General features: G+C 68.9%; 15 protein-coding genes and 2 pseudogenes. 8 read left to right on the top strand and 9 right to left on the bottom strand.

The window, feature by feature from the left end:
- Positions 1 to 56: 56 nt before the first annotated feature.
- The 3 genes from ABZ027_RS04475 (at position 57) to ABZ027_RS04485 (ending at position 4,565) form a co-directional block, all read left to right on the top strand.
- On the top strand, positions 57 to 884 hold the full coding sequence (locus ABZ027_RS04475; protein ID WP_356764246.1) for an alpha/beta hydrolase: 828 nt from the start codon (positions 57 to 59) through the stop codon (positions 882 to 884).
- Positions 885 to 1,557: 673 nt separating this feature from the next.
- Positions 1,558 to 3,906 carry an alpha-L-fucosidase gene (locus tag ABZ027_RS04480; protein ID WP_356764248.1) on the top strand — a complete coding sequence of 783 codons (2,349 nt, stop codon included), beginning with the start codon at positions 1,558 to 1,560 and terminating at the stop codon, positions 3,904 to 3,906.
- Positions 3,907 to 4,016: 110 nt separating this feature from the next.
- Entirely contained in the window at positions 4,017 to 4,565 is a 549-nt protein-coding gene (locus ABZ027_RS04485; protein ID WP_356764250.1) for a carboxymuconolactone decarboxylase family protein, read from the top strand.
- 193 nt (positions 4,566 to 4,758) lie between these two features.
- On the opposite strand, the gene ABZ027_RS04490 is transcribed toward ABZ027_RS04485, so the two are convergent.
- Positions 4,759 to 5,448: an FCD domain-containing protein gene (locus ABZ027_RS04490; protein ID WP_356764252.1), complete on the bottom strand. Its 690-nt coding sequence runs from the start codon at positions 5,446 to 5,448 to the stop codon at positions 4,759 to 4,761.
- A 186-nt stretch (positions 5,449 to 5,634) separates the two neighbouring features.
- Between ABZ027_RS04490 and leuA the strand changes: the two genes are divergently transcribed.
- Both leuA and ABZ027_RS04500 read left to right on the top strand, forming a co-directional pair.
- Positions 5,635 to 7,434 (top strand): 2-isopropylmalate synthase, encoded by a 1,800-nt coding sequence (leuA, locus tag ABZ027_RS04495; RefSeq protein WP_356764254.1) that lies wholly within the window; start codon positions 5,635 to 5,637, stop codon positions 7,432 to 7,434.
- A complete protein-coding gene (locus tag ABZ027_RS04500; RefSeq protein WP_356764256.1) occupies positions 7,431 to 8,237 on the top strand; it encodes an ATP-binding cassette domain-containing protein in 807 nt (268 codons plus the stop codon). Before leuA ends, ABZ027_RS04500 begins: the two co-directional genes overlap by 4 nt.
- A 299-nt stretch (positions 8,238 to 8,536) precedes the next feature.
- Here ABZ027_RS04500 and ABZ027_RS04505 read toward each other — a convergent pair whose 3' ends face one another.
- From ABZ027_RS04505 to ABZ027_RS04530, 6 genes are all read right to left on the bottom strand, one after another.
- Entirely contained in the window at positions 8,537 to 9,340 is an 804-nt protein-coding gene (locus ABZ027_RS04505) for a GNAT family N-acetyltransferase (RefSeq protein WP_356764258.1), read from the bottom strand.
- A gap of 102 nt (positions 9,341 to 9,442) precedes the next feature.
- On the bottom strand, positions 9,443 to 10,051 hold the full coding sequence (locus ABZ027_RS04510; protein WP_356764260.1) for a DsbA family protein: 609 nt from the start codon (positions 10,049 to 10,051) through the stop codon (positions 9,443 to 9,445).
- 416 nt (positions 10,052 to 10,467) lie between these two features.
- On the bottom strand, positions 10,468 to 11,655 hold the full coding sequence (lhgO, locus tag ABZ027_RS04515) for an L-2-hydroxyglutarate oxidase (protein WP_356764262.1): 1,188 nt from the start codon (positions 11,653 to 11,655) through the stop codon (positions 10,468 to 10,470).
- Entirely contained in the window at positions 11,655 to 12,746 is a 1,092-nt protein-coding gene (locus ABZ027_RS04520) for an Ldh family oxidoreductase (protein ID WP_356764264.1), read from the bottom strand. Before ABZ027_RS04520 ends, lhgO begins: the two co-directional genes overlap by 1 nt.
- Positions 12,743 to 13,024, bottom strand: a complete 282-nt coding sequence (locus ABZ027_RS04525; protein WP_356764266.1) for a hypothetical protein — start codon at positions 13,022 to 13,024, stop codon at positions 12,743 to 12,745. Before ABZ027_RS04525 ends, ABZ027_RS04520 begins: the two co-directional genes overlap by 4 nt.
- Before the next feature lie 26 nt (positions 13,025 to 13,050).
- A complete protein-coding gene (locus tag ABZ027_RS04530; RefSeq protein WP_356764268.1) occupies positions 13,051 to 14,397 on the bottom strand; it encodes a TRAP transporter large permease subunit in 1,347 nt (448 codons plus the stop codon).
- A 343-nt stretch (positions 14,398 to 14,740) separates the two neighbouring features.
- Here ABZ027_RS04530 and ABZ027_RS04535 point away from each other — a divergent pair, with 343 nt between their 5' ends.
- Positions 14,741 to 15,508 (top strand): IclR family transcriptional regulator, encoded by a 768-nt coding sequence (locus ABZ027_RS04535; protein WP_356764270.1) that lies wholly within the window; start codon positions 14,741 to 14,743, stop codon positions 15,506 to 15,508.
- 162 nt (positions 15,509 to 15,670) lie between these two features.
- Complete coding sequence (locus ABZ027_RS04540) at positions 15,671 to 17,071, top strand: DUF1932 domain-containing protein (protein ID WP_356764272.1); 1,401 nt, start codon at positions 15,671 to 15,673, stop codon at positions 17,069 to 17,071.
- Between the two features lie 207 nt (positions 17,072 to 17,278).
- Here ABZ027_RS04540 and ABZ027_RS04545 read toward each other — a convergent pair.
- A pseudogene (locus ABZ027_RS04545) lies at positions 17,279 to 17,647 on the bottom strand (phosphotransferase); the annotation flags it as partial.
- A 477-nt stretch (positions 17,648 to 18,124) separates the two neighbouring features.
- On the opposite strand from ABZ027_RS04545, the gene ABZ027_RS04550 reads away from it, so the two are divergent.
- Entirely contained in the window at positions 18,125 to 18,958 is an 834-nt protein-coding gene (locus tag ABZ027_RS04550; RefSeq protein ID WP_356764274.1) for a PIG-L family deacetylase, read from the top strand.
- Between the two features lie 174 nt (positions 18,959 to 19,132).
- On the opposite strand, the pseudogene ABZ027_RS04555 reads toward ABZ027_RS04550, so the two are convergent.
- A pseudogene (locus tag ABZ027_RS04555) lies at positions 19,133 to 19,531 on the bottom strand (Type 1 glutamine amidotransferase-like domain-containing protein); the annotation flags it as partial.
- Positions 19,532 to 19,656 lie beyond the last annotated feature (125 nt).

Genomic DNA, 19,656 nt, shown 5'->3' on the forward strand with positions numbered 1-19,656 from the left:
TGTGGGTGTCTTTCTGGACTCTCGGCTGGAAGGCCGGACCCGGTCACAGTGGTCCCATGAGTGCAATCGCCGAAACGAGAGTGTCGAGGGCCACGGTCCAGGTCGACGGCGAAACGGCCAGCTACCTGACCGTGGAGCAGGACGGCCCGGCCGTGTTGCTGCTGCACGGAACGTACTGGAGCCGGGTCTGGCTCCCGGTGCTCGACCACCTCGCCGGGGCCGGGTGGCGGCCCCTTGCGGTCGATCTCCCCGGGCTTGGGCGCTCGGGCGGCGAACTCACCCCGGAAACGGCCACGGTCCCGGCCCTTGCGGACTGGGTGACGCGATTCGCGTCAGCGGTGGGGCTCTCCGGGCCGATCGTCGTGGCGGGTCATGACATCGGCGGCGCGATCGCCCAGCATCTCCTCGCCCACGATCGGCTGGAGGTGTCCCGCTTGGCTCTGGTCAACTCGGTTCTCTACGATTCCTGGCCGGCGCCGCACGTGGCCCGGTTCCGAGACCCGGGGACCACCGCCGACGACGTGCTCGCCGCCCGTCGACAGGCGGTGACGCGGTCGCTGGCCGGTGCCGCCACCGAGCAGCGGGTCGCGGAGTACGTGGATCCGTGGACGGAAGCGCGGGTCCGCCGCTCATGGATGGCCTTGGCGGGTGCGGCCGACAACCGATACACCCTTGAGCTCGTTCCCGCGCTGCAGCGGTCCACGACGCCCAAGTTGCTGATCTGGGGCGAGGACGACGGGCACGAGAGGGTGGAGTACGCCGAGCGATTCGCCTCGGAGATCCCGCACACCACGCTCGTACGTATCCCGGGTGCGGACCACATCCCCACGGAGAACGCGCCCGGCCGGGTCGGCCGCGCGCTCATCGACTTCCTCACGGCGTAGAGAGCAGCTTGGAGGTGTCTGCGTCTGCGCCAACGAGCAGCCCGGGAGGCCCTGTTGTCGCAGTTGTACGCCAACGCCGGGGCAGAGTCCACCTCGGACAGCCCCGCGTGTGACTGCTTGGCTCACTGGTTCGGAAACGCTGCGGATCATGTGGACAACGGCATCAAGTGGCGCGCCATGCCTGCCGACTTCCCGCCGCGGGAGCGGGTGTACGTGTCCTTCCGGCGCTGGCGTGACCCCGGCTCGGTCGCCGAGGTCCACGACGTGATGGTCACCGCCGCGGAGGTTGGCGACCGCGCAGCCGCGAAGGTTCTGCTGCGAGATGTCGCCGACGCGCACCAATTGCTGGTCCTTCTGGGCCGACGGGGGCCACACCGGCAGTCTCGTCGAGTATGTGGAGGGCGTTCGCCCCTCCGGCTAACGCATCCCGGGCCGGGGAAAACGGTGATCGCGCCCCTGGCCCGCAGTGGTTCTTGCTGGAGCTTCCGGCGCGGGGCCTCGAGGCACCGTCTCGAACCGCCCCCCTGAAGGCGTCGGCACTGGGCATCCCGTCGACCGGACTCCAGACACCCCCAGCCATCCGACCTCTAATTCACCTCCTTCGCACAGACTCCCCATTGACACGTCTCCACACCTCCACAATCATCAAGACATCCGATGACTGGGAGCCGCCATGAGTACGTATCCAAGACGTCAGGTCCTCGGCGTCACGGCGGGTGTTGCTGCCTCGGCCGCCCTTTCCTTCGCCTCCGCGACCGACGCCCAAGCTGCCCAGGAAGCCGAACAGCAGAGCGGGGTGTGGGCGGCCGTTCCCGCTCCGGTCCCCGTCCCGCTCGACAGTCTCTACGACAACGACGGCATCGACACCGCCTCCGCGCGAGGCGGTGACTACGACGGTTCCGGTTACACGTTCCCGGGCGAGGAGCTCCCGGCGGGCCAGGTGGTGGTGGACGGCGTTCCCTTCGTCTTCCCTTCCTCGGCCGCAGGCGCCAAGAACAACGTCGTCGCGCTCGGTCAGCGCATCGAGCTGCCCAAGGGCCGCTACATGGCGGCCTACTTCCTCACCTCGGGTAGTTACGGCAACGCCTCGGGCAAGGCGACGGTGCACTACGCGGACGGTTCGACCACGACGGCCGGCCTCACCGGAGCCGACTGGTACGCGGCGGGCGGCTCACTGTCGACGCCGTACCGCTACGGTCCGGACGGCGCGAAGGACGAACACAGCGTCGGCATCGGCACATCGGAGGTGTGGGTCGATCCCCAGCGCGAGGCGATCGCCGTCACCCTGCCGGTCACCCACGCACCCGAGCCGAACCAGGCCTCGCTGCACGTGTTCGCGCTCTCCCTCCAGCCGGTCGCGCAGGGACGCGCACTGGTCCTGCGCGACGCCCATTCCACGAACTCGCTCCTGACGTCCACCGGCGCCCAGAGCGTCGAGGCCACCGTCGTCAACGCTGGTACCGCCGCCGTGCTGGCCGGCGACGACGTGTCGGTGCACGTGGACGTGCCGGGTGCCCGGACCGTGGAGCCCGCCGCGGTCCGCCGCCTCGACCCCGGTGAGCAGGCTCGCGTCCGCATCGGTATCCGCAACCGCGCGGGGACGGCACCGGGCACGTCCCAGGACGGCGTGGTGACGGTCACCGGCCGTGGCGCCCCGGCCGCCACGCAGCGCAGCCGACTGTCCCTCGGCGTCGCCGACTACCAGCCGACCGAGGCCTCCCTCTCCGGTCACCAGGCTCCGTACTGGTTCCACAGCGCCAAGTTCGGCATCTTCATCCACTGGGGCGTGTACTCGGTGCCCGCCTGGGCGCCGGTCGGCACGCAGTACGCCGAGTGGTACTGGGACCAGATGCAGGACCCGAACAACCCCACCTACGCCCACCACCGGGACACCTACGGCGAGGACTTCGCCTACGACGACTTCATCCCGCGCTTCACGGCGAAGAAGTTCGACCCCCGAGCCTGGGTCGAGCTGTTCCGGGACGCGGGAGCCCAGTACCACGTGCTCACCTCCAAGCACCATGAGGGATTCGCCCTCTGGGACACCAAGGTCTCCGACCGCAACGCCGTGAAGATGGGCCCGAAGCGGGACCTGGTCAAGGAGCTGTTCGAGGCGTCCCGGCGCTACACGCCCGAGCTCCACCGCGGCCTCTACTTCTCGATGCCCGAGTGGTTCAACCCGGACAACCCGTGGATGGGCCACGCCCCGCGCAACCCGTACACCCTCGCCCCGGTGCCCTACACCGGATACAGCGCGGGCAAGGACTTCGTGAAGGACTATCAGGCCCCGCAGATGCTCGAGCTGATCCACGGTTACGACCCGGAGCTGATCTGGTGTGACATCGGCGGCGCCAACGACAGCGTGCACGTGCTCGCCGAGTACTTCAACCACGCCAAGAACCGGGCCCGTCCCATCGACGTCACTGTCAACAACCGCTCGGGGATCTCCTTCCACGACTTCACGACGCCCGAGTACACGACCTACGACAACACCGTGATCGCGAAATGGGAGTCCAGCCGCGGCCTGGACCCCTTCAGCTACGGCTACAACCAGGCGACACCCGACGGTTCCTACATGACGACGGAACAGGTCGTGCGGAGCCTGGTGGACATCGTCTCCAAGAACGGCAACTTCCTGCTCGACATCGGCCCACGCGCCGACGGCACCATCCCCGAGATCATGCAGACGCGGCTGCGTGAGACGGGTCAGTGGCTGCGGACGAACGGCGAGGCCGTCTACGACACGACGTACTGGTCGAAGATGGCGCAACTGGGTGAGGGCATCCGCTTCACCGTCCGCCCGGACCGAGCCTTCTACATCCACTCGCTGGCACAGCCGGGATCACGGCTCACCGTCGAGGCGCCGGTACCGATCCGCAGCGGGGACACGGTGACCATGCTGGGCCACGACCGTCCACTGACCTGGACCGTCAGCAAGGGAGCGTTGGTGATCGACGTCCCCGCGGCAGCCCGCAAGGCGGGACAGCACGTGTGGGTCTTCAAGGTGAAGTGGAGCTCCTGACCGACGACGCCGCAGCGACAGCCATCACTTCACGTCACGTGGTGTTCGACGCGGGCTGGGTGGGGATTCCCGTCCTGTGCAGTCAAACGCGCCCAGCGAACGGAGTGGACATGGAGTACCCGGACCTTTCCGCACTGCCCCCAGAGCTGCAGGATGAGGTGACCGCTCGCGGTTCGCTCAACGTCTTCCGGATGATGATGCACTCCCCCGCGCTGGCACCCGGTGTGCTGGCGTTGGGGGACGCGGTGCTGCGGCGCAACTCGCTGCCGGACCCCTTGCGCGAACTCGCCATCGTCCGGGTGGGCCACGCCTACCGGGCGGCGTACGAGGTCCACCATCACGAGAACATCGCCCGTCTCGTCGGACTCGGTGAGGAGGCGATCGCCGCCGCCGCGACCGGTTTGCCCAACAACCTGTCCGCGCCCGAGGCAGCCGTCCTCACCGCCACCGACCGACTGCTCGCCCGGCACTCCCTCGACGACGCCGCACGGAAGGATCTTCTCGCCTTCCTGACGGTGAACCAGCTCGCCGATCTCGTCGTCACCGTCGGCTTCTACCAACTGGTCTGCGACTTCCTCAACACCTTCGAGGTGACGACCGCGGGTGAGGCCCCGCCGCCTTATGGCGAGGTGCCGCCTGGGAGCGACGAGGGCCGGTGAAGCGGGCGGTCCGCCGCAGGCGTCGCGTTCTCAGGTGGGCGACTTGTTGCGTCGTCGGCGTGCCGCTCAGCGCCGTCACCGGACAGCTCATGGGCTGGCGCGGACCGTTCCGGGCGCTCTCCGCCCTCTCCGTGGCCGCCATGGCACCGATCGCCAGGCAGTTCCCGTACGACGGGCCCGCAGAGCGACGGGATCACAGGGAGTGGAGGAGGGTGAGGGTCTGCTCGAGTTCGTCCCGCAACGCGCGTCCGGCGGCCTCGGCGTCTCCCCTCGCCACGGCATTCACGAGGACGGCGTGGCCCTCGTCGCCATGGTGGGGATCGCCGGTGCGCAGGTTGAGCAACTCGACCAGATCGAGCAGTTGTTGCTTCAGCACCGGTACGAACTCGGTGAACAGCCCGGTCAGCACCGGGTTGTGCGCCGCGGCGACCACGGCCTCGTGCAGCGCGATGTCGGCCTCGATGAACTCGGCGTTGTCGGCGCTCCCTGCTGCGCGGCGCCGGGCCAGGGCTCCCCGGAGGGCGGTGACGTCTGCCTCGGTGCGACGCCGGGCCGCCAACCGCGCGGCTTCGACTTCGACGAGCATGCGTACTTCGTACACATCGGTGATGGCCGCCTGCCGAAGCTGGGTGGACCAGTCCTCCTTGGGCCTGGTCGCGATGACGAAGACACCGGATCCCTGGCGGGCCTGCACCAGCCCGGCGCCGGCGAGGGCTCGCAGGGCTTCGCGGACGGTGGAGCGCCCCACGCCGAGGGATTTGGCCAGCGTGGTCTCTCCGGGGAGCTTCGTCCCCACGGGCCACTCACCACTGGAGATCTGCTCGTGCAGGTACGTGGTGGCCTGTTCGACCAAGGGGGACGGCCGCAACACACCTTGTGACATGTGAGGTTCACCTTTCCACCCCTCAGGTTGTCTGAGGAGCTGAGTTGTCGTTACTGTACCTCGCATGCTGCTGCGCGAGCTTCTTCTCCTCGATCGCCGCTGCGGGGCCTGACACGACCGGCACCCCGCAGCGGGGTATCGGGCTGCGCCGGTCTCCGGATGGCTGACTGAAAGAAGTTCCGCACGATGGTTCCCCCCTCTCAAAGCACGGTGTTTCCCACCCTGCGCACTCCTTCCGGTGACATCCCGGCGGACGCGCCGAGGTGGAATCCACAGCGCCCGAGCGCGATGCCGCATCACCGCTACCAGCCCGCGCACCAGCGGGTCGCTCTGCCTCTGACGGACAGGACCTGGCCGTCGCACCGGCTCGAGCGGGCCCCGCTGTGGGTGCCGGTCGACCTGCGGGACGGCAACCAGGCGCTGGCCGAGCCGATGGACACCGAGCGCAAGCGGCGGATGTTCGACCTCCTGGTCACCATGGGTTTCAAGGAGATCGAGGTGGGCTACCCCTCCGCGAGCCAGACCGACTTCGACTTCGTACGGCACCTGGCCGACAGCGGCGCCGTCCCCGACGACGTGACCATCTCCGTGTTCACCGCGGCCCGCCGGGACCTGATCGACCGGACCATCGCCTCCGTCGAAGGACTCCCCCGCGTCCTCGTCCACCTCTACACCGCGACCGCGCCCACCTGGCGGGACGTGGTGCTGGGCCGCTCCCGCACGGAGCTCCACGCGCTGATCCACGAGGCCGCCACCCATCTGATGCGCCGCGCCGAGGAACGACCGGACACCGACATCCGGTTCGAGTTCTCCCCGGAGGTCTTCAATCTCACGGAGCCGGACTTCATCCTGGAGGTGTGCGACAGCCTGACCGAGCTGTGGGAGGCGAGCCCGGACCGGCCGGTGGTCCACAACCTGCCGGCGACGGTGGAGATCGCCACTCCCAACGTGTACGCGGACCAGATCGAGTACATGGACCGCCACCTGGCGCGCCGTTCATCCGTGATCCTTTCGGTCCATCCGCACAATGACCGCGGTACCGGCGTCGCCTGCGCCGAACTCGCCGTCCTGGCGGGCGCGCAGCGCGTCGAGGGGTGTCTGTTCGGCAACGGCGAGCGCACCGGGAACGTCGACCTGGTGACCCTGGCACTGAACCTGTACGCGCAGGGCGTCAACCCGATGATCGACTTCTCCGATATCGACGCGGTGCGGGAGGTCGTGGAGAACTGCAACCGACTGCCGGTCCACCCCCGCCACCCCTACGGGGGCGACCTCGTGCACACGGCCTTCTCCGGCACCCACCAGGACGCCATCGCCAAGGGAATGGCCCACCACGCCGAGCAGGCCGCCGAGAAGGGCGTCACCCTCGAAGACGCGCCGTGGACGGTGCCGTACCTGCCCATCGATCCCGGCGACCTCGGCCGCACGTACGAGGAAGTCATCCGTATCAACTCCCAGTCCGGCAAGGGCGGCATCGCCCACCTCCTCCAGACCCACCACGGCCTCGACCTGCCCCAGGCCTTGCGACCGGACTTCTCCCGCACGGTGCAGCACGTCACCGACACCTCCGGTGAGGAGCTGTCCCACAAGGAACTGTGGGATCTGTTCCGCACCACCTACATCACCCCGGCCCTGGACGGTCCGGTCACTCTGGAGTCCTGGAACACCGTCGAAACCGCCCCGGGCGAGAGCCGGTTCACCTGCACGCTGCGCGCCGACGGTCAGGAACGCGTCTGTCAGGGCACCGGGAACGGTCCACTGTCCGCCTTCGCCGACGCCCTGCGCGGCATCGGCGTCACCGTCGACATCCTCGGCTACACCGAGCACTCCACCACCACGGGGCCGGGCAGCCCCGCCATCGCCTACGCCGAGTGCCGCGTCGACGACATCACCCACTGGGGCGCGGGCTGGGACACCTCGGTACTCACCGCTTCCGTTCACGCGGTCATGGCCGCCGTCAACCGCTCCGAGCGGGTCGCCTCGTGAACGCACCCCCGGTACTCCGTGTGCGGGACGTGGACGTCGTACGCGACGGCAATCCGATCCTGCACGACGTGTCACTGACCGTACGGGCCGGCGAGCACTGGGCCCTGCTCGGCGCCAACGGGGCGGGCAAGAGCACGCTGCTCAGTCTCCTCGGGGCGTTCGCGCACCCCACGCGCGGCTTCGTCGAGGTGCTGGGCCACCGACTGGGGCGGGTCGACATGCGCCTGCTGCGCTCCTGCGTCGGCCATGTCGATCCGCGGCACGACCTGCGCTCACCCCTCAAGGTGCACGATGTCGTGCTGACGGGGCTGACCAACACCATCGAGCGCGTTCCCCGCTGGGAGCCGACCCCCGAGCAGGTCGCCACGGCCGACCGTCTCATCGAGGTGCTCGGCCTCGGCGATCGCCACGGGGCACGGTGGCCGACCCTGTCCCAGGGGGAACGGGGCCGTGCACTCATCGCCCGTGCGCTCATGCCCAGTCCCCGGCTCCTGCTGCTCGACGAGCCCGCGACTGGTCTGGACGTCGCCGGCCGAGAGCAACTGATCGAGCGCATCGACACGTTGCAGCACACCTACGCGGATCTGGCGTCGGTGCTGGTCACCCACCATCTGGAGGAACTTCCTCCAGGGACCACCCACGTGATGCTGCTGCGTGACGGGCGCTGTCTGGCGTCCGGTCCGGCCGACGAGGTGCTGACCAGCGACCAGGTCAGCACGTGCTTCGACCATCCCGTGCGCCTCACCCGCGTCGACGGACGCTGGAGCGTCAGGGCCGGCCGCCCGGTCGGTGCGCGAGGCTGACGAGGTGACGGTCGGGGGGTGTGCGCACTCGGGGCGCGCACCACCTCGACCGGCCGTCAGGACGGCAGGCTGGCCCCTGCGCAACCTTCGGGCCGGCCGCGCGCAGCTTTGCCGCAACCAGGGTTCGGTCAGCGGTCGAGCGCGGGCAGCTGGGTCAGGCAGGTGTCGAGCATGATGCGGTCGACGGTCTCGTGCAGGGCGCTGTCGGCGCCGATGACGTCGTGTTCGTCGAACCGGTCCGCGTACGCCTGACCACCTGCCTCACCCGCCGCGCCCTGTGCGGCCCAACGTGGTGGTGGTCATTCTGAGGACCACCAGGTCGACGCGGTGACGGCGGCGAAGCCCAGCGACTCGTACAGCGGCCGTCCGAGCCGTGAGGCGGTGAGCGTCACCGGCAGGTTCGCCATGCGCGCGAGCGAGCCGAGCATGACGGCCCGCCCGGCGCCGCGGGAGCGGTGCTCGGCCGGCGTGCCGACCCAGTAGTGGCTGCCGAACCCGTCGTCGACGACGGTGACGCAGGCGCCGACCGCCTCGCCGTCGAGGACGGCGAGGAACACGTCCACACCTGGCTGTTCGGTCAGCGTCGCGGGGAACATCTCGCCTGGACGGTAGGGGGTGAATCTGGCCAGCTCGAAGCCTGCGATCACGATCCGCTCAGCGGCCTGCAGCTCCGGCGTGCTCTGGACCCGGATCACCTCTGTCGCGGGGGCGGAGACGGGGCCGGGCGGGCGCAACATGATCGGCATCTGCCAGTTGCGCATGCCCAGGTGACCGAGGTCGGTCGAGCTGAACGGATCCTCTGCATCCACCGGGCCGGTCGCCCGGTCAGCCAGCTCGGTCAACTCGGCGAGCTCGTCCGTGTCGAGCTCGGGTTCCTGCAGCAAGATCCGTGTCCCGGCGCGCTTGCCGCCGAGCACGGCGAGGAAGCTGCGGCGGTGGATCACCTCGTGGCCGCGTGACCTTCCGGTTGCGGCCCAGAAGGCGGCGGAGTTGCGGGCCTGGCGCACCGCCGCCTCGTCCAGGGCGGCGGGTTGGTCCGGAGGGTCCTCCTGGCTCCGGCCCCCGCCTCTGGCGTCGGGGGTGGTATGCGACGTGCCGACCATGGGTGGCTCCTGTTCAGTCTCGTTCGGCGAAAGCAGGGGGCAAGGCGCGCCAACCGTCACCGGCACCCCTGCGCGGGGCCTGGCGCGATGTACCGGAGCTTCTCAGTCGAAGCGCAGGCCCCCGCTCCGCTCCCGCTTGAGCTCGTGGAAGTCCGGGTGGGCCGCGAGGGTGCGGACGGCGTCGAAGAGGCGCGCCGCCTCATCGCTCCGGGGGATGCTGTTGAGCACCGGCCCGAAGAAGGCCGTACCGTCGATGTGCACGGTGGGTGTTCCCACGTAGCGGCCCGCCGCCGGGTCCTTGCCCGCGTCGTGGCTGCGTTGGAGGGCAGCGTCGTAGGTCGTGGTGCCGGCCGCGTCCGCAAGTGCTGCGGGGAGCCCCAGCTCGGCCAGCGCCTCGGCGGCGACGGCATCGAAATTCTTGTTGCCCTTGGTGTGAATGCGGGTGCCGAGCGCGGTGTAGAGGTCGCGCAGCACGCTGGGAGGGTGGTGCTCCGCGGCGGCGACGGCGATCCGGACCAGGCCGAGGGAGCGGTCGACGAGGTCGCGGTACCAGTCGGGGAGCCCGTTGCCCTCGTTGTGCAAGTAGAGGCTCATGACGTGGAAACGGACATCGAGATCACGCAGCGGCTCCACCTCGAGGATCCACCGTGAGGTGATCCAGGCGAAGGGGCAGGCGGGGTCGAAGTAGAAGTCGACTCGGGTCTTCGGCATGCCTCCAACCTACGGACGTAATGGCCCTGACAGCTGGGCCAATCCCGACCAAGATTTCTGGTCCACTTCAAATCTCGGCCGACCCATGACCCATTGGGCCACCGCAGTAGGAAAGGCTTACAACGGCTCATACAGTGAGCCGAGTTGGCGTGGGTGATGAGACAGCAGGCGAGTTCTAGGAATCCTTCGTGGAGGACGGTTCGCCGTTCCCATCGGATGCGCAGACGTCGGACAGTGGTCTTCGCTGCCGGTCGCGATTGCCGGGTGCGTGCACCCCGGCGGGTAGCCGGGACGGCCCCCTCTGGGGAACAACGGATCAGGCCGGCCGCTACGGCAGGTGCCCGCGTCGCCTGGCCGTACTCGCGCGGGCGGTGGTAGCCACCCGGCTGGCCACGGCCGGAGCGGCCGGCCCGAGGTCACGCTCCAAGCACCGTGTCCGCGATCATGTCGCCGATCGGCAGCGCCGAAGTAGCGGCGGGTGACGGTGCGTTGAGTACGTGCACGGAGCGGGTGGTCTGCTCTACCAGGAAGTCGTGGATCAGGGTCCCGTCCTTACGGATGGCCTGAGCGCGGATCCCCGCCTCCTGGGGCAGCAGGTCTTCAAGGGTCAGGGACGGGCAGTACTTGCGGCATTCCTGCAGGTATCCACGTTTCCACAGGGAGTTGCGCATCTCCCGTGCGCCGATCCCGACGTACGACTTCGCCAGCCGCCAGATGCCAGGGAAGCGGGCGAGGTCCGCGAGGTCGCGAGAGCTGATGCTGAACTTGCGGTAGCCCTCGCGGGCGAGTCCGAGGACGGCGTTGGGGCCGACCGTGATGCCGCCGTCGATGGTGGGGCTGAGGTGGACTCCGAGGAACGGCAGGTCCGGGTCCGGCACTGGGTACACGAGGTGCCGGACGAGGCCCTTGCGGTGCTCGGGCAGGCGGTAGTACTCGCCCCGGAAGGGGACGATGGCGGCGTTGGTGCGCACTCCGGCGAGGCGGGCGAGCCGGTCGGCCTGCAGGCCGCCGCAGACGACCAGGCGCCGGGCCGACCACTGCCGGTCTCCGGCACGGACGTGGACGGCGTCGGTGGTCTCGCGGATGCGGTCGACCTCGACCGAGGTGTGGATGCGGCCCCCGGCCTTCTCGATCTGCCCGGCCATCTTCTCGGTGACCAGGCGGTAGTCGATGATGCCCGTGCTGTGGACGAGCAGGGCGGCGACGCCGTTGATCTGGGGTTCGCGGCGACGCAGCTCGGCCGTGTCGAGGTAGTCGGTGTCGATGCGGTTGATCTTGGCGCGCTCGGTGAGGGCGTCGAGCCGCTGCCGCTCCACCTCGTTGGTGGCGACGAGCAGTTTCCCGCACACGTCGGCCGGGATGCCGTGGGTGGCGGCGAACTCCTTGGTGGCCTCGGCGCCCTTGCGGCACAGCTCGGCCTTGAGGCTGCCGGGCTCGTAGTAGATACCGGCGTGGATGACGCCGCTGTTGTGGCCGGTCTGGTGGGTGGCGAGGCTCGGCGCCTTCTCAAGGACCACCAGGTCGGCGTCGGGCTGTCGTTCAAGGATCTTGAGCGCAGTGGCGATACCGACGATGCCGCCGCCGATGACGAGGTAGTCGTGCATCAGTTCTCCGGCAGGGGGTCGCCCAGGAGGAAGGGGGCCTGGGCTCGCTCACAGATCGACGCGATCTTGCCGATCAGCGTCCCGGGCAGAGGGATCCCGTCGCGACGGCGCTGCTCGCGGTGGGCGCGTTCCGGATCACCGGCGACCAGCACGGGCTTGTCCGGGTGCGCGGGCGGCGTGGCTCTGAGGGTGTCGAGGAGTTCGTCGACGTCGTCCAGGAAACCGCCGTCGGGACGGAGGAATCCGGCGTCCAGGGCGAGGAAGAAGTGGCCGATGTCGTCGGGTGCACCGGGCGGACGGGTGGCCGCGAGGTCGGCGCCGGACAGGGCGGCGCTGAGGATCTGCACCATCACCGCCAGGCCGTACCCTTTGTGGCCGCCGGTGGAGGTCATGCCGCCGAGGGGGGTGAGGCCGCCGTCCTCGCGCCGGTGGATGTAGGTCATGGCCTCGGCCGGGTCGGTCACCGCGCGGCCGGCCTCGTCGGTGACCCAGCCTTCCGGCATCGTCTCGCCGTGCAGGTCGTACACCTTCACCTTGTTCGAGGCGACGGTGCTGGTCGACATGTCGAGGAGGAACGGCTCGTTGTTTCGGCCCGGTGCGGCGAAGGCGATCGGGTTGGTCGTCAGCCGGGGTACGGCTCCGCCGGTGGGGACGACGCTGGGGAGCCTGGCGGATGTCGTCACCAACCCGACGAGGCCCGCCTTCGCGGCGATTGCGGCGTAGTAGCCGGCTGCCCCGAAGTGATGGGAGTTGTGGACGGACACCACACCGACGCCGGTGGAGCGGGCCTTCTCGACGGCCAGCTCCATTGCGGCCACGGCGGCCGGGTGGCCGAGCCCACCGCCGGCATCGATCAGGGCCATGGACGCGTTCTCGCGCTCGACGGTCGGCCGGGCGTCGAGCTTGAGGAACCCGCCGTCGCGCAGCCGCTCGTAGGTCATCAGCATCGAAATGCCGTGGGAGTCGATGCCCGACAGGTCGGTGTGCACCATGACCTCGGTCGTCGTGGCGATGTGGTCCTCCGGCATGCCCCAGGCGGTGAGCACGGCGGTGATCTGGGCCGCGACGGCCTGTTCGCTGTAGCGGGTCATTCTCCGGTCTTCCAACCTCGGGTGTAGGAGAGCAGCAGGGTGAGTACGCCGAACCCCGCCGACAGGGCGAACAGGATCGGCTGAAGCGTCTCGGCAGTGCCTTCGATCAGGCCGGCGCTGGCAGTGACCAGTCCGGCGGCCTGCAGAAGGACGACGGTGGTGCCCAGGGCGAGCATGAGCATCAGGGACAGCCGGAAGAGCGCGGTCAGGACCGTGTCGGCCGCCTGGCGCACACTGCGCCGCTCCGGTGTCCTGGTGGTTTCGGACGTCACAGACATGAGGGGAGCCTCCAAGGGAATCGCCGTCAGTGCGGTACGGGCAGCACGCCGAGCGCGACGGCGGTACCGATGAACAGGAACGGGACGACGTAGAGAGTGATCAGCGGGACGAATGTCTTGACGGGGTTCACCTGCGCGAGGCTGGTCGAGACGTAGATGGCGGCGGCGCCGGGTGGTGAGGCGCCCTCGGTCGAGGAGAACGTCAGGACGGCGCAGGCGGCGAGGACGGGATGGACACCGGCGGTCACGAGGACGGAGAACGCGACCCCGCCGACCGTGGCGATGGTGGCCGTGGAGCTGAGCGGACCCGCTACGAGGATGACGACCACGCCTACGATGAGCGCGGCGACGAGCGGTGGCGCGCCCAGGCTGTTGAGCAGGCTGCCCAGCTGGTCGGAGAGGCCGAGGGCCGACAGGACCGCACCTCCGGCGAAGGCGAAGACCAGCGTCGCGCCGATGTCCTTGAAGCGGGGCGCCGACTCCTCCATCAACTCCGTCCAATCCTGGCGGGTCTTGGGCAGCTGCCTGTGGCCCACGGCCGCGGACACCAGGCCGAGCAGCACCGGGATCCACACCAGGATGTCGATGGAGTCGACAACGTCCTGTCCGAGCGCCGAGGCCAGTGCCGACCCGCCGGCTCCGAGCGTGAGGACGATCGGGACGGCGATCGCCCCGAAGACGAGCAGCGACGTCCAACCGCGGCGCAAGCTCGGGAGGAACTCGGGCACGTCGGAGGCCGGGATCGCCTCGACGCGATAGCGGCGGACGAAGAAGGCGACGCAGAGCAGACGCCAGGCCACGCACCAGCCGGCCGTGGCGAACATGGCCACCATCAGTTTGTCGACCGAGACGAGCGGTGCGACCGCGGCCGAACCGACGAGCACGAAGAACGAGGCACTCGGCGGGATGACAGTTCCGTTACCGGCGTTGCCCGCCACGACCGTCGCGGCGATGCGAGGCTGCCAGTTCGACCGCTTCATCCAGGGGATGGCCACGGCGCCGATGGTGGCCGCGTTGGCCGATCCCGAGTGCGCGACACTGCCGAAGGCCGCCGAGCCGACGGTCGCCACATAGCCGGCGCCGCCCCTGACCCGGCCCAGCAGGGAGTTCAGGATGTCGACCTGCCGGTGGATGACACCTGTCCGTTGCAGGACCGTGCCGACGAACGTGAAGGACAGCGCCGCGAAGATGATGCTCTCGCCCGACGCCTCCTGTATGCCCGTCCAGGCGAGATCCGGGAATGACGCGGTGCCGAAAGCACACAGGACGACGAAGCCGATGATCATGGCTTCGCCGATGCTGCGTCTCAGCACCGCGTTCCACAGGACGATGGTCGCGATGTACGCGACGAGGGCCCAGACCGCCAAACCCATTACCCCTCCAAACTGACACGCCAGTGGGTCACAACCTCCCCCCAGCAAGTTCCACTGTGTGAAAACAGATTTCGCTGGGTGAGACTTCGAGAGGCTCACACAGCCCGTCGGCCTTAGCAAGCCATTGGGGCTGAAAAGTTACCTCTAGGTGGCACGGCATTCCACACAGTGGTAAAAAATGGCTTTGGAGAGATGAGGTTGCGTGAACACCGCAGGAGTCGACTCAACCACTTCCCGCACAAAATGGGGCATTTGCTCCTAGAGGTGCAATGGATGCTTTCGATAAGATCTTCCACCGTATGGAACTCCGGCGATCACGTCATATTCGAGGGGGCACCACATCTTGAGTGCAGAACCGCCCAAGCCCACGACGAGCAACATGCGCTCCCTGGAGCGGGCCATCGATGTACTGGAAGTGCTCGACGACGGCCGACAACCCCTTCGACTCATCGACATCGCGCGCCAGGCCGGACTTCCCGTGGCCACGACCCAGCGCATCCTGAACGTCCTGGAGGCCCGCGGCCGGGTTGAGCGCGACGCGACCGGCTACCGGCCCGGCCTCGGCCTCCTCTTCGGCGCCCACGCGTACCTGTCCACCAGCCCGCTGGTCCTCACCGGCAGGCCGGTGATGCAGGACCTGGCCGCGGAGACCGGCTTGACGGTGTCACTGTTCAAACGTGCCGACTGGCGTCGAGTCGTACTCGCGCGCGTCGTCGGCACGCATCCGGTGCGCTACGAGATGCCTATCGGTGAGCGCCTCCCTCTGCATCTGGGCGCCGGGAAAGTGCTGGCCGCCGCCATGGACCAGGAAGAGGTCAGCCGACTCTTCGACGAACTGGACAACCCCGCCCGCGCCAACGGCACCATCCTCACCCGCGAGGATTTCTTCAAGGACCTGGAGGAAATCCGCCGGCGCGGGTACGCGCACAGTGTGGCCGAACGCGATCCCGGCGTGGCCTCGGTCGCCGCGTCGATCACGACCGCGGGAAGTACGTCCCTCGCCGCCGTGCAGGTCCTCGGGCCGCGCGAGGAACTCCCCGCCCACCGCATCGAGGCGCTGGGTATCGAGGTTCAACGCGCAGCCTTCGCCATCTCCCGGCGTATCAGCTGAAGCACCGTATCGGCGTGCGCGGATGCACGTGACGCACTCCCCCGGCCCCGAGCCACTCTCCTCCAGCTCTTGACGCGCTTCCGTCCAGCCATGCACGATGCGCTCCATCAGATGGTAGGCATTTTCATACAGTGGTAATCACCAATGGCAGGGAGAGTGCCCATGCGTGTCGGTTTGCTCGGGCTGGGCGAGGCAGGGAGCGCGTACGCCGCCGCATTCGTGCAGGGCGGCTGGTCGGTGCACGGATACGACCCGTCGAGCGTGCCCACCCCCGAAGGTGTCGAGCGTGCGGGCAGCGTCAAGGACGCGGTGCGCGACTGCGCCCTCGTGCTCTGCCTGACCTGCGCTCATGCGGCGCGCGAAGCGGCCCGCGAAGCCGCGGCCCACCTGAGCGACACGGCCGTCTTCGCCGACATGAACGCCGCCGCCCCGGATCTGAAGCGACAGATCGCCGACGATCTCGCGGCCGCGTCCCGGGCCGCGTTCGCCGACGTGGCGCTCATCGGCTCTGTCCTGGAGCACGGTCACCGCGCTCAGCTGCTGGCCAGTGGACCCGGCGCGACCGCGCTGGCGGAGGCCTTCGCTGCCCTCGGCACGCCGGTGGAGGTGCTCGGCGAAGACACGGGCGCCGCCTCCTCACGGAAGCTGCTACGCAGCGTCTTCATGAAGGGTCTCGGCGCCCTCATCGCGACGGCCGTGGAGGCGGGACGCGCCGCTGGTGACGAGACGTGGGTCCGGCAGCAGATCGCCGCGGAACTCGCGGGCGGCGACCGCGCGCTGCACCGCCTCTACGCCGGCACCGTCAAGCACGGCGAACGGAGGGCCACCGAAGTCGCCTTCGCGGCAGACCTCTTGGACCGCCTCGGTCTCGACCCGGCACTCGCCCGGGCCATCAGCCAGACGCACACCGCCTTCGCGGTCGCCGAACAGCCCCGCCCCGAGCCGCTCGTCTCGGCCGAACTGCTGCGCGCCCACGCGGATGTCGCCTCCGCCAACATCGGTGACGCGTCTGACCGACTCGGCCTGCTCGACTCGGCGATCCGCCCCCTGTGGCCGGGCGCGCGGGCGATCGGTCGTGCCCTGACCGTATGGACCCGTGCCGGCGACAACAAGGCCATCCACGAGGCCATCAAGATCGCGCAGCCCGGTGACCTCATCGTCGTCAACGGGGCGAGCGACACCACCCGTGCGCTGATCGGCGAGCTCCTCGCCGAACGCGCCAAGGCCCGCGGGGTGGTGGGGATGGTGCTTGACGGCGCGGCCCGCGACATCGGCGTCCTGGCCGACATCGGCTTCCCCGTGTGGGCCAGGGCCGTAACGCCCGCCGGACCGTACAAGTACGGCCCCGGTCACGTGAACGTGCCGGTCGCGGTGGGTGGAATCGTCTGCCACCCTGGCGACCTGGTGGTGGCGGACGGAGACGGTGTGGCCGTGGTCCCGGCCTCGAAGGCGCACGCCGTGCTCGCGGCGGCCCGTGCGGTCGAGGCGGATGAGGCGGCCCGCCGGGCGGGCATCCGCGCGGGCACTCTCGCGGGCGCGCAGGCTTGTGATGCAGCGTCGTGACGCTCCCAGCATGACTGCCCGACCGGTGCCGGAGCCGCGCCCCCCTCGGTCGCTCCGGCACCAGTCGTCAGGATGTCTCCCGCAGGTCGGTGAGGGGCTCGTCGGCCGCGGTGAGCACGAAGGCAGCTCCAGGCACGTGAGTCTCTGTGTCAAGACCGCACCACCGCCCTCGACCAACACCGAGAACGAATGCAACGGAAGCCCGCATCAAACGCCCTTCAGAACACGATCAAGCGCCGCCCGGCCTGCAGGCCCCCAGTGCGGCTTGCCGCCAGGATTACCCCGAACACCGCTGTGCCCCATGAGCATCAGGAAAAGGCTTTTCACGGCGGCCAGCCCTCGGGCGCGCCGGATCGCCGCCTCATCTGCATGCGCGTACACGTCGAAGAACCGTGAGGCCATACCCGCGGGCAGCAGCACCCACGCGGCAGCGAGGTCCCACGCCGGATCGCCGGCGAACAGAGCACCGAAGTCGACGATGCCCGAGAGCGTCCCGCCCGAGACGACAACGTTCGCAGGATGGAGGTCGCCATGCACCCACACCGGCAGGCCCTCCCACTCGGGGGCCGCAACGGCATAGGTCGTCACCCAAGTCGTCCGACAGGTCCCTGGCCTTGCGAAGCCCCAAGGTCTCCGGATCCACCCCCATGCGGGTGAGCAGCTCTCGAGGGTGCAGATTCCGCACGAAGGTCAGTGTGTAGATGGGGAAATCGCCCTCTCGGAACAAGTCCAATCCACGGCCTATCCCTGTACTCGTCATTGCGTGGATGCTGCCCCACACCACCGACAGGCTTCCCAGACTGCCGGCCTTGGCAGATCAAGTGCACAGGATGTCTCGTTCGCGGCGAAACGCCGACGTCCGGAAGGCCAAAATGCCGCGCCGGGAACAGACGTCCCGGCCGGCACGGTTGCATCGACCGAGGGGCTGGCGCCGCACGGGCGGGGAACGCGGAGACCAGCGGGTCGTCCGCCCCACCAGGATCCGGACCCCAGGAGCGGTGCGCGCGCCGCCCAGTCGGATCAAGACGAATTCCTGCAGGAGGACTGTTTTTCATGACTGACCGGCCCTTGACGCTCATGGCAGTGCACGCCCATCCCGACGACGAGGCCACCGGGACCGGAGGGATCCTCGCGCGGTACGCGGCGGAAGGCATCCGCACGGTTCTCGTGACGTGTACCGACGGCGGTTGCGGTGACGGGCCGGAGGGTGTCAAGCCGGGCGATTCCGGGCACGATCCGGCGGCGGTCGCCCGGATGCGCCGTCAAGAACTCGAGGCGAGCCGTGACGTCCTGAAGGTCAGCGATCTGGAGATGCTGGACTATGCCGACTCCGGGATGATGGGCTGGTCGACCAACGACGCCCCCGGATCCTTCTGGCAGACCCCCGTGGAGGAAGGCGCGGCCCGGCTCGCGGAACTCATGCAGCACTACCGACCTGATGTGGTCGTCACCTACGACGAGAACGGCTTCTACGGCCATCCCGATCACATCCAGGCCCACCGCATCACGATGGCGGCGCTGGAGATGACCGCGCTGACACCGAAGGTGTACTGGACCACGGTTCCCCGCTCGGGGATGCAGCGGTTCGGGGAGATCATGCGCGAGTTTCAGGAGGACATGCCGGAGCCGGATCCTGCCGAGGCCGCCGCGCTGGCCGAGCTCGGCCTTCCCGATGATGAGATCACCACGTGGGTGGACACCACCGCGTTCAGCGGTCAGAAGTTCGACGCGTTGGCGGCGCACGCCAGTCAGGGCGAGAACATCTTCTTCCTCCAGATGGGCAAGGAGAGGTTCGGTGAGTTGATGGGCACGGAGACCTTCGTACGTGTCCAGGACACCACCGGCGCCGCCGTGCCCGAAAACGATCTCTTCGCCGGACTGCGCTGATCCACCTATCCGGTGCGGAGCTCGGGAGAGTTCATCGGCCGCACGGCGCGATCCAGGCGGCTGACGGAGATGGATCCGTGGGATCAGTGATCCTGGTCGGCGGGGCCGGAGCAATGGTTCTGGCCGATTTCGGTGCCGGCTCCGGTGTCTTGGTCGCGGAACATGTCCCACGCATCACTCTGGTTCATCGAGCAACCGGCATGACAGCGGTCGCTCGATGACCTCGTGATCTTCATCTGCCTGCACCCAGTACAGGCGGGTCTCCGGGGTCCGGGTGACGGCTTCCTCAAGACGTCCGTCCGTGAAGAGGGCCCCCACCCCGTCCTCCACCGCCCAGCCGGCGGACAGCATGCCGGTAGCTACAGCTTCCCGGTAGGAGGTGCGACGCCCTGGTTCACCGTCGTAGTGCGGACACACCGAACCCGGCAGGAGGCCCAGCCCTTCCTGCAAGAACGTCAGCGGACCGAAGGAATCCGTATGCGAGCCCTCCGCCCAGTAATTGGCGCCGGCACTGATTCCGCACAGCAGCGTCCCGCTGCTGCATGCGTCGCGCAACAACCGGTCGACCCCATGCCTGACGGCACCTCGGGCCTTGCTGCTGGGGCGTTTCGACTCGGCCGGAACTGTCCCTGTGATAGGGCCACCGTAAGGAACAGCAGTGGCCCGCCGGGAGTACCGGCGGGCCACTGGGCGACGCT

It is taken from the genome of Streptomyces sp. NPDC006332, assembly GCF_040612855.1.
Taxonomy (GTDB): Bacteria; Actinomycetota; Actinomycetes; order Streptomycetales; family Streptomycetaceae; genus Streptomyces.

Bases quoted from the DNA above. Each gene is read 5' to 3' on its own strand.
- ABZ027_RS04475 (WP_356764246.1), top strand. From the start codon at position 57: ATGAGTGCAATCGCCGAAACGAGAGTGTCGAGGGCCACGGTCCAGGTC.
- ABZ027_RS04480 (WP_356764248.1), top strand. From the start codon at position 1,558: ATGAGTACGTATCCAAGACGTCAGGTCCTCGGCGTCACGGCGGGTGTT.
- ABZ027_RS04485 (WP_356764250.1), top strand. From the start codon at position 4,017: ATGGAGTACCCGGACCTTTCCGCACTGCCCCCAGAGCTGCAGGATGAG.
- ABZ027_RS04490 (WP_356764252.1), bottom strand. From the start codon at position 5,448: ATGTCACAAGGTGTGTTGCGGCCGTCCCCCTTGGTCGAACAGGCCACC.
- leuA (WP_356764254.1), top strand. From the start codon at position 5,635: ATGGTTCCCCCCTCTCAAAGCACGGTGTTTCCCACCCTGCGCACTCCT.
- ABZ027_RS04505 (WP_356764258.1), bottom strand. From the start codon at position 9,340: ATGGTCGGCACGTCGCATACCACCCCCGACGCCAGAGGCGGGGGCCGG.
- ABZ027_RS04510 (WP_356764260.1), bottom strand. From the start codon at position 10,051: ATGCCGAAGACCCGAGTCGACTTCTACTTCGACCCCGCCTGCCCCTTC.
- lhgO (WP_356764262.1), bottom strand. From the start codon at position 11,655: ATGCACGACTACCTCGTCATCGGCGGCGGCATCGTCGGTATCGCCACT.
- ABZ027_RS04520 (WP_356764264.1), bottom strand. From the start codon at position 12,746: ATGACCCGCTACAGCGAACAGGCCGTCGCGGCCCAGATCACCGCCGTG.
- ABZ027_RS04525 (WP_356764266.1), bottom strand. From the start codon at position 13,024: ATGTCTGTGACGTCCGAAACCACCAGGACACCGGAGCGGCGCAGTGTG.
- ABZ027_RS04530 (WP_356764268.1), bottom strand. From the start codon at position 14,397: ATGGGTTTGGCGGTCTGGGCCCTCGTCGCGTACATCGCGACCATCGTC.
- ABZ027_RS04540 (WP_356764272.1), top strand. From the start codon at position 15,671: ATGCGTGTCGGTTTGCTCGGGCTGGGCGAGGCAGGGAGCGCGTACGCC.
- ABZ027_RS04550 (WP_356764274.1), top strand. From the start codon at position 18,125: ATGACTGACCGGCCCTTGACGCTCATGGCAGTGCACGCCCATCCCGAC.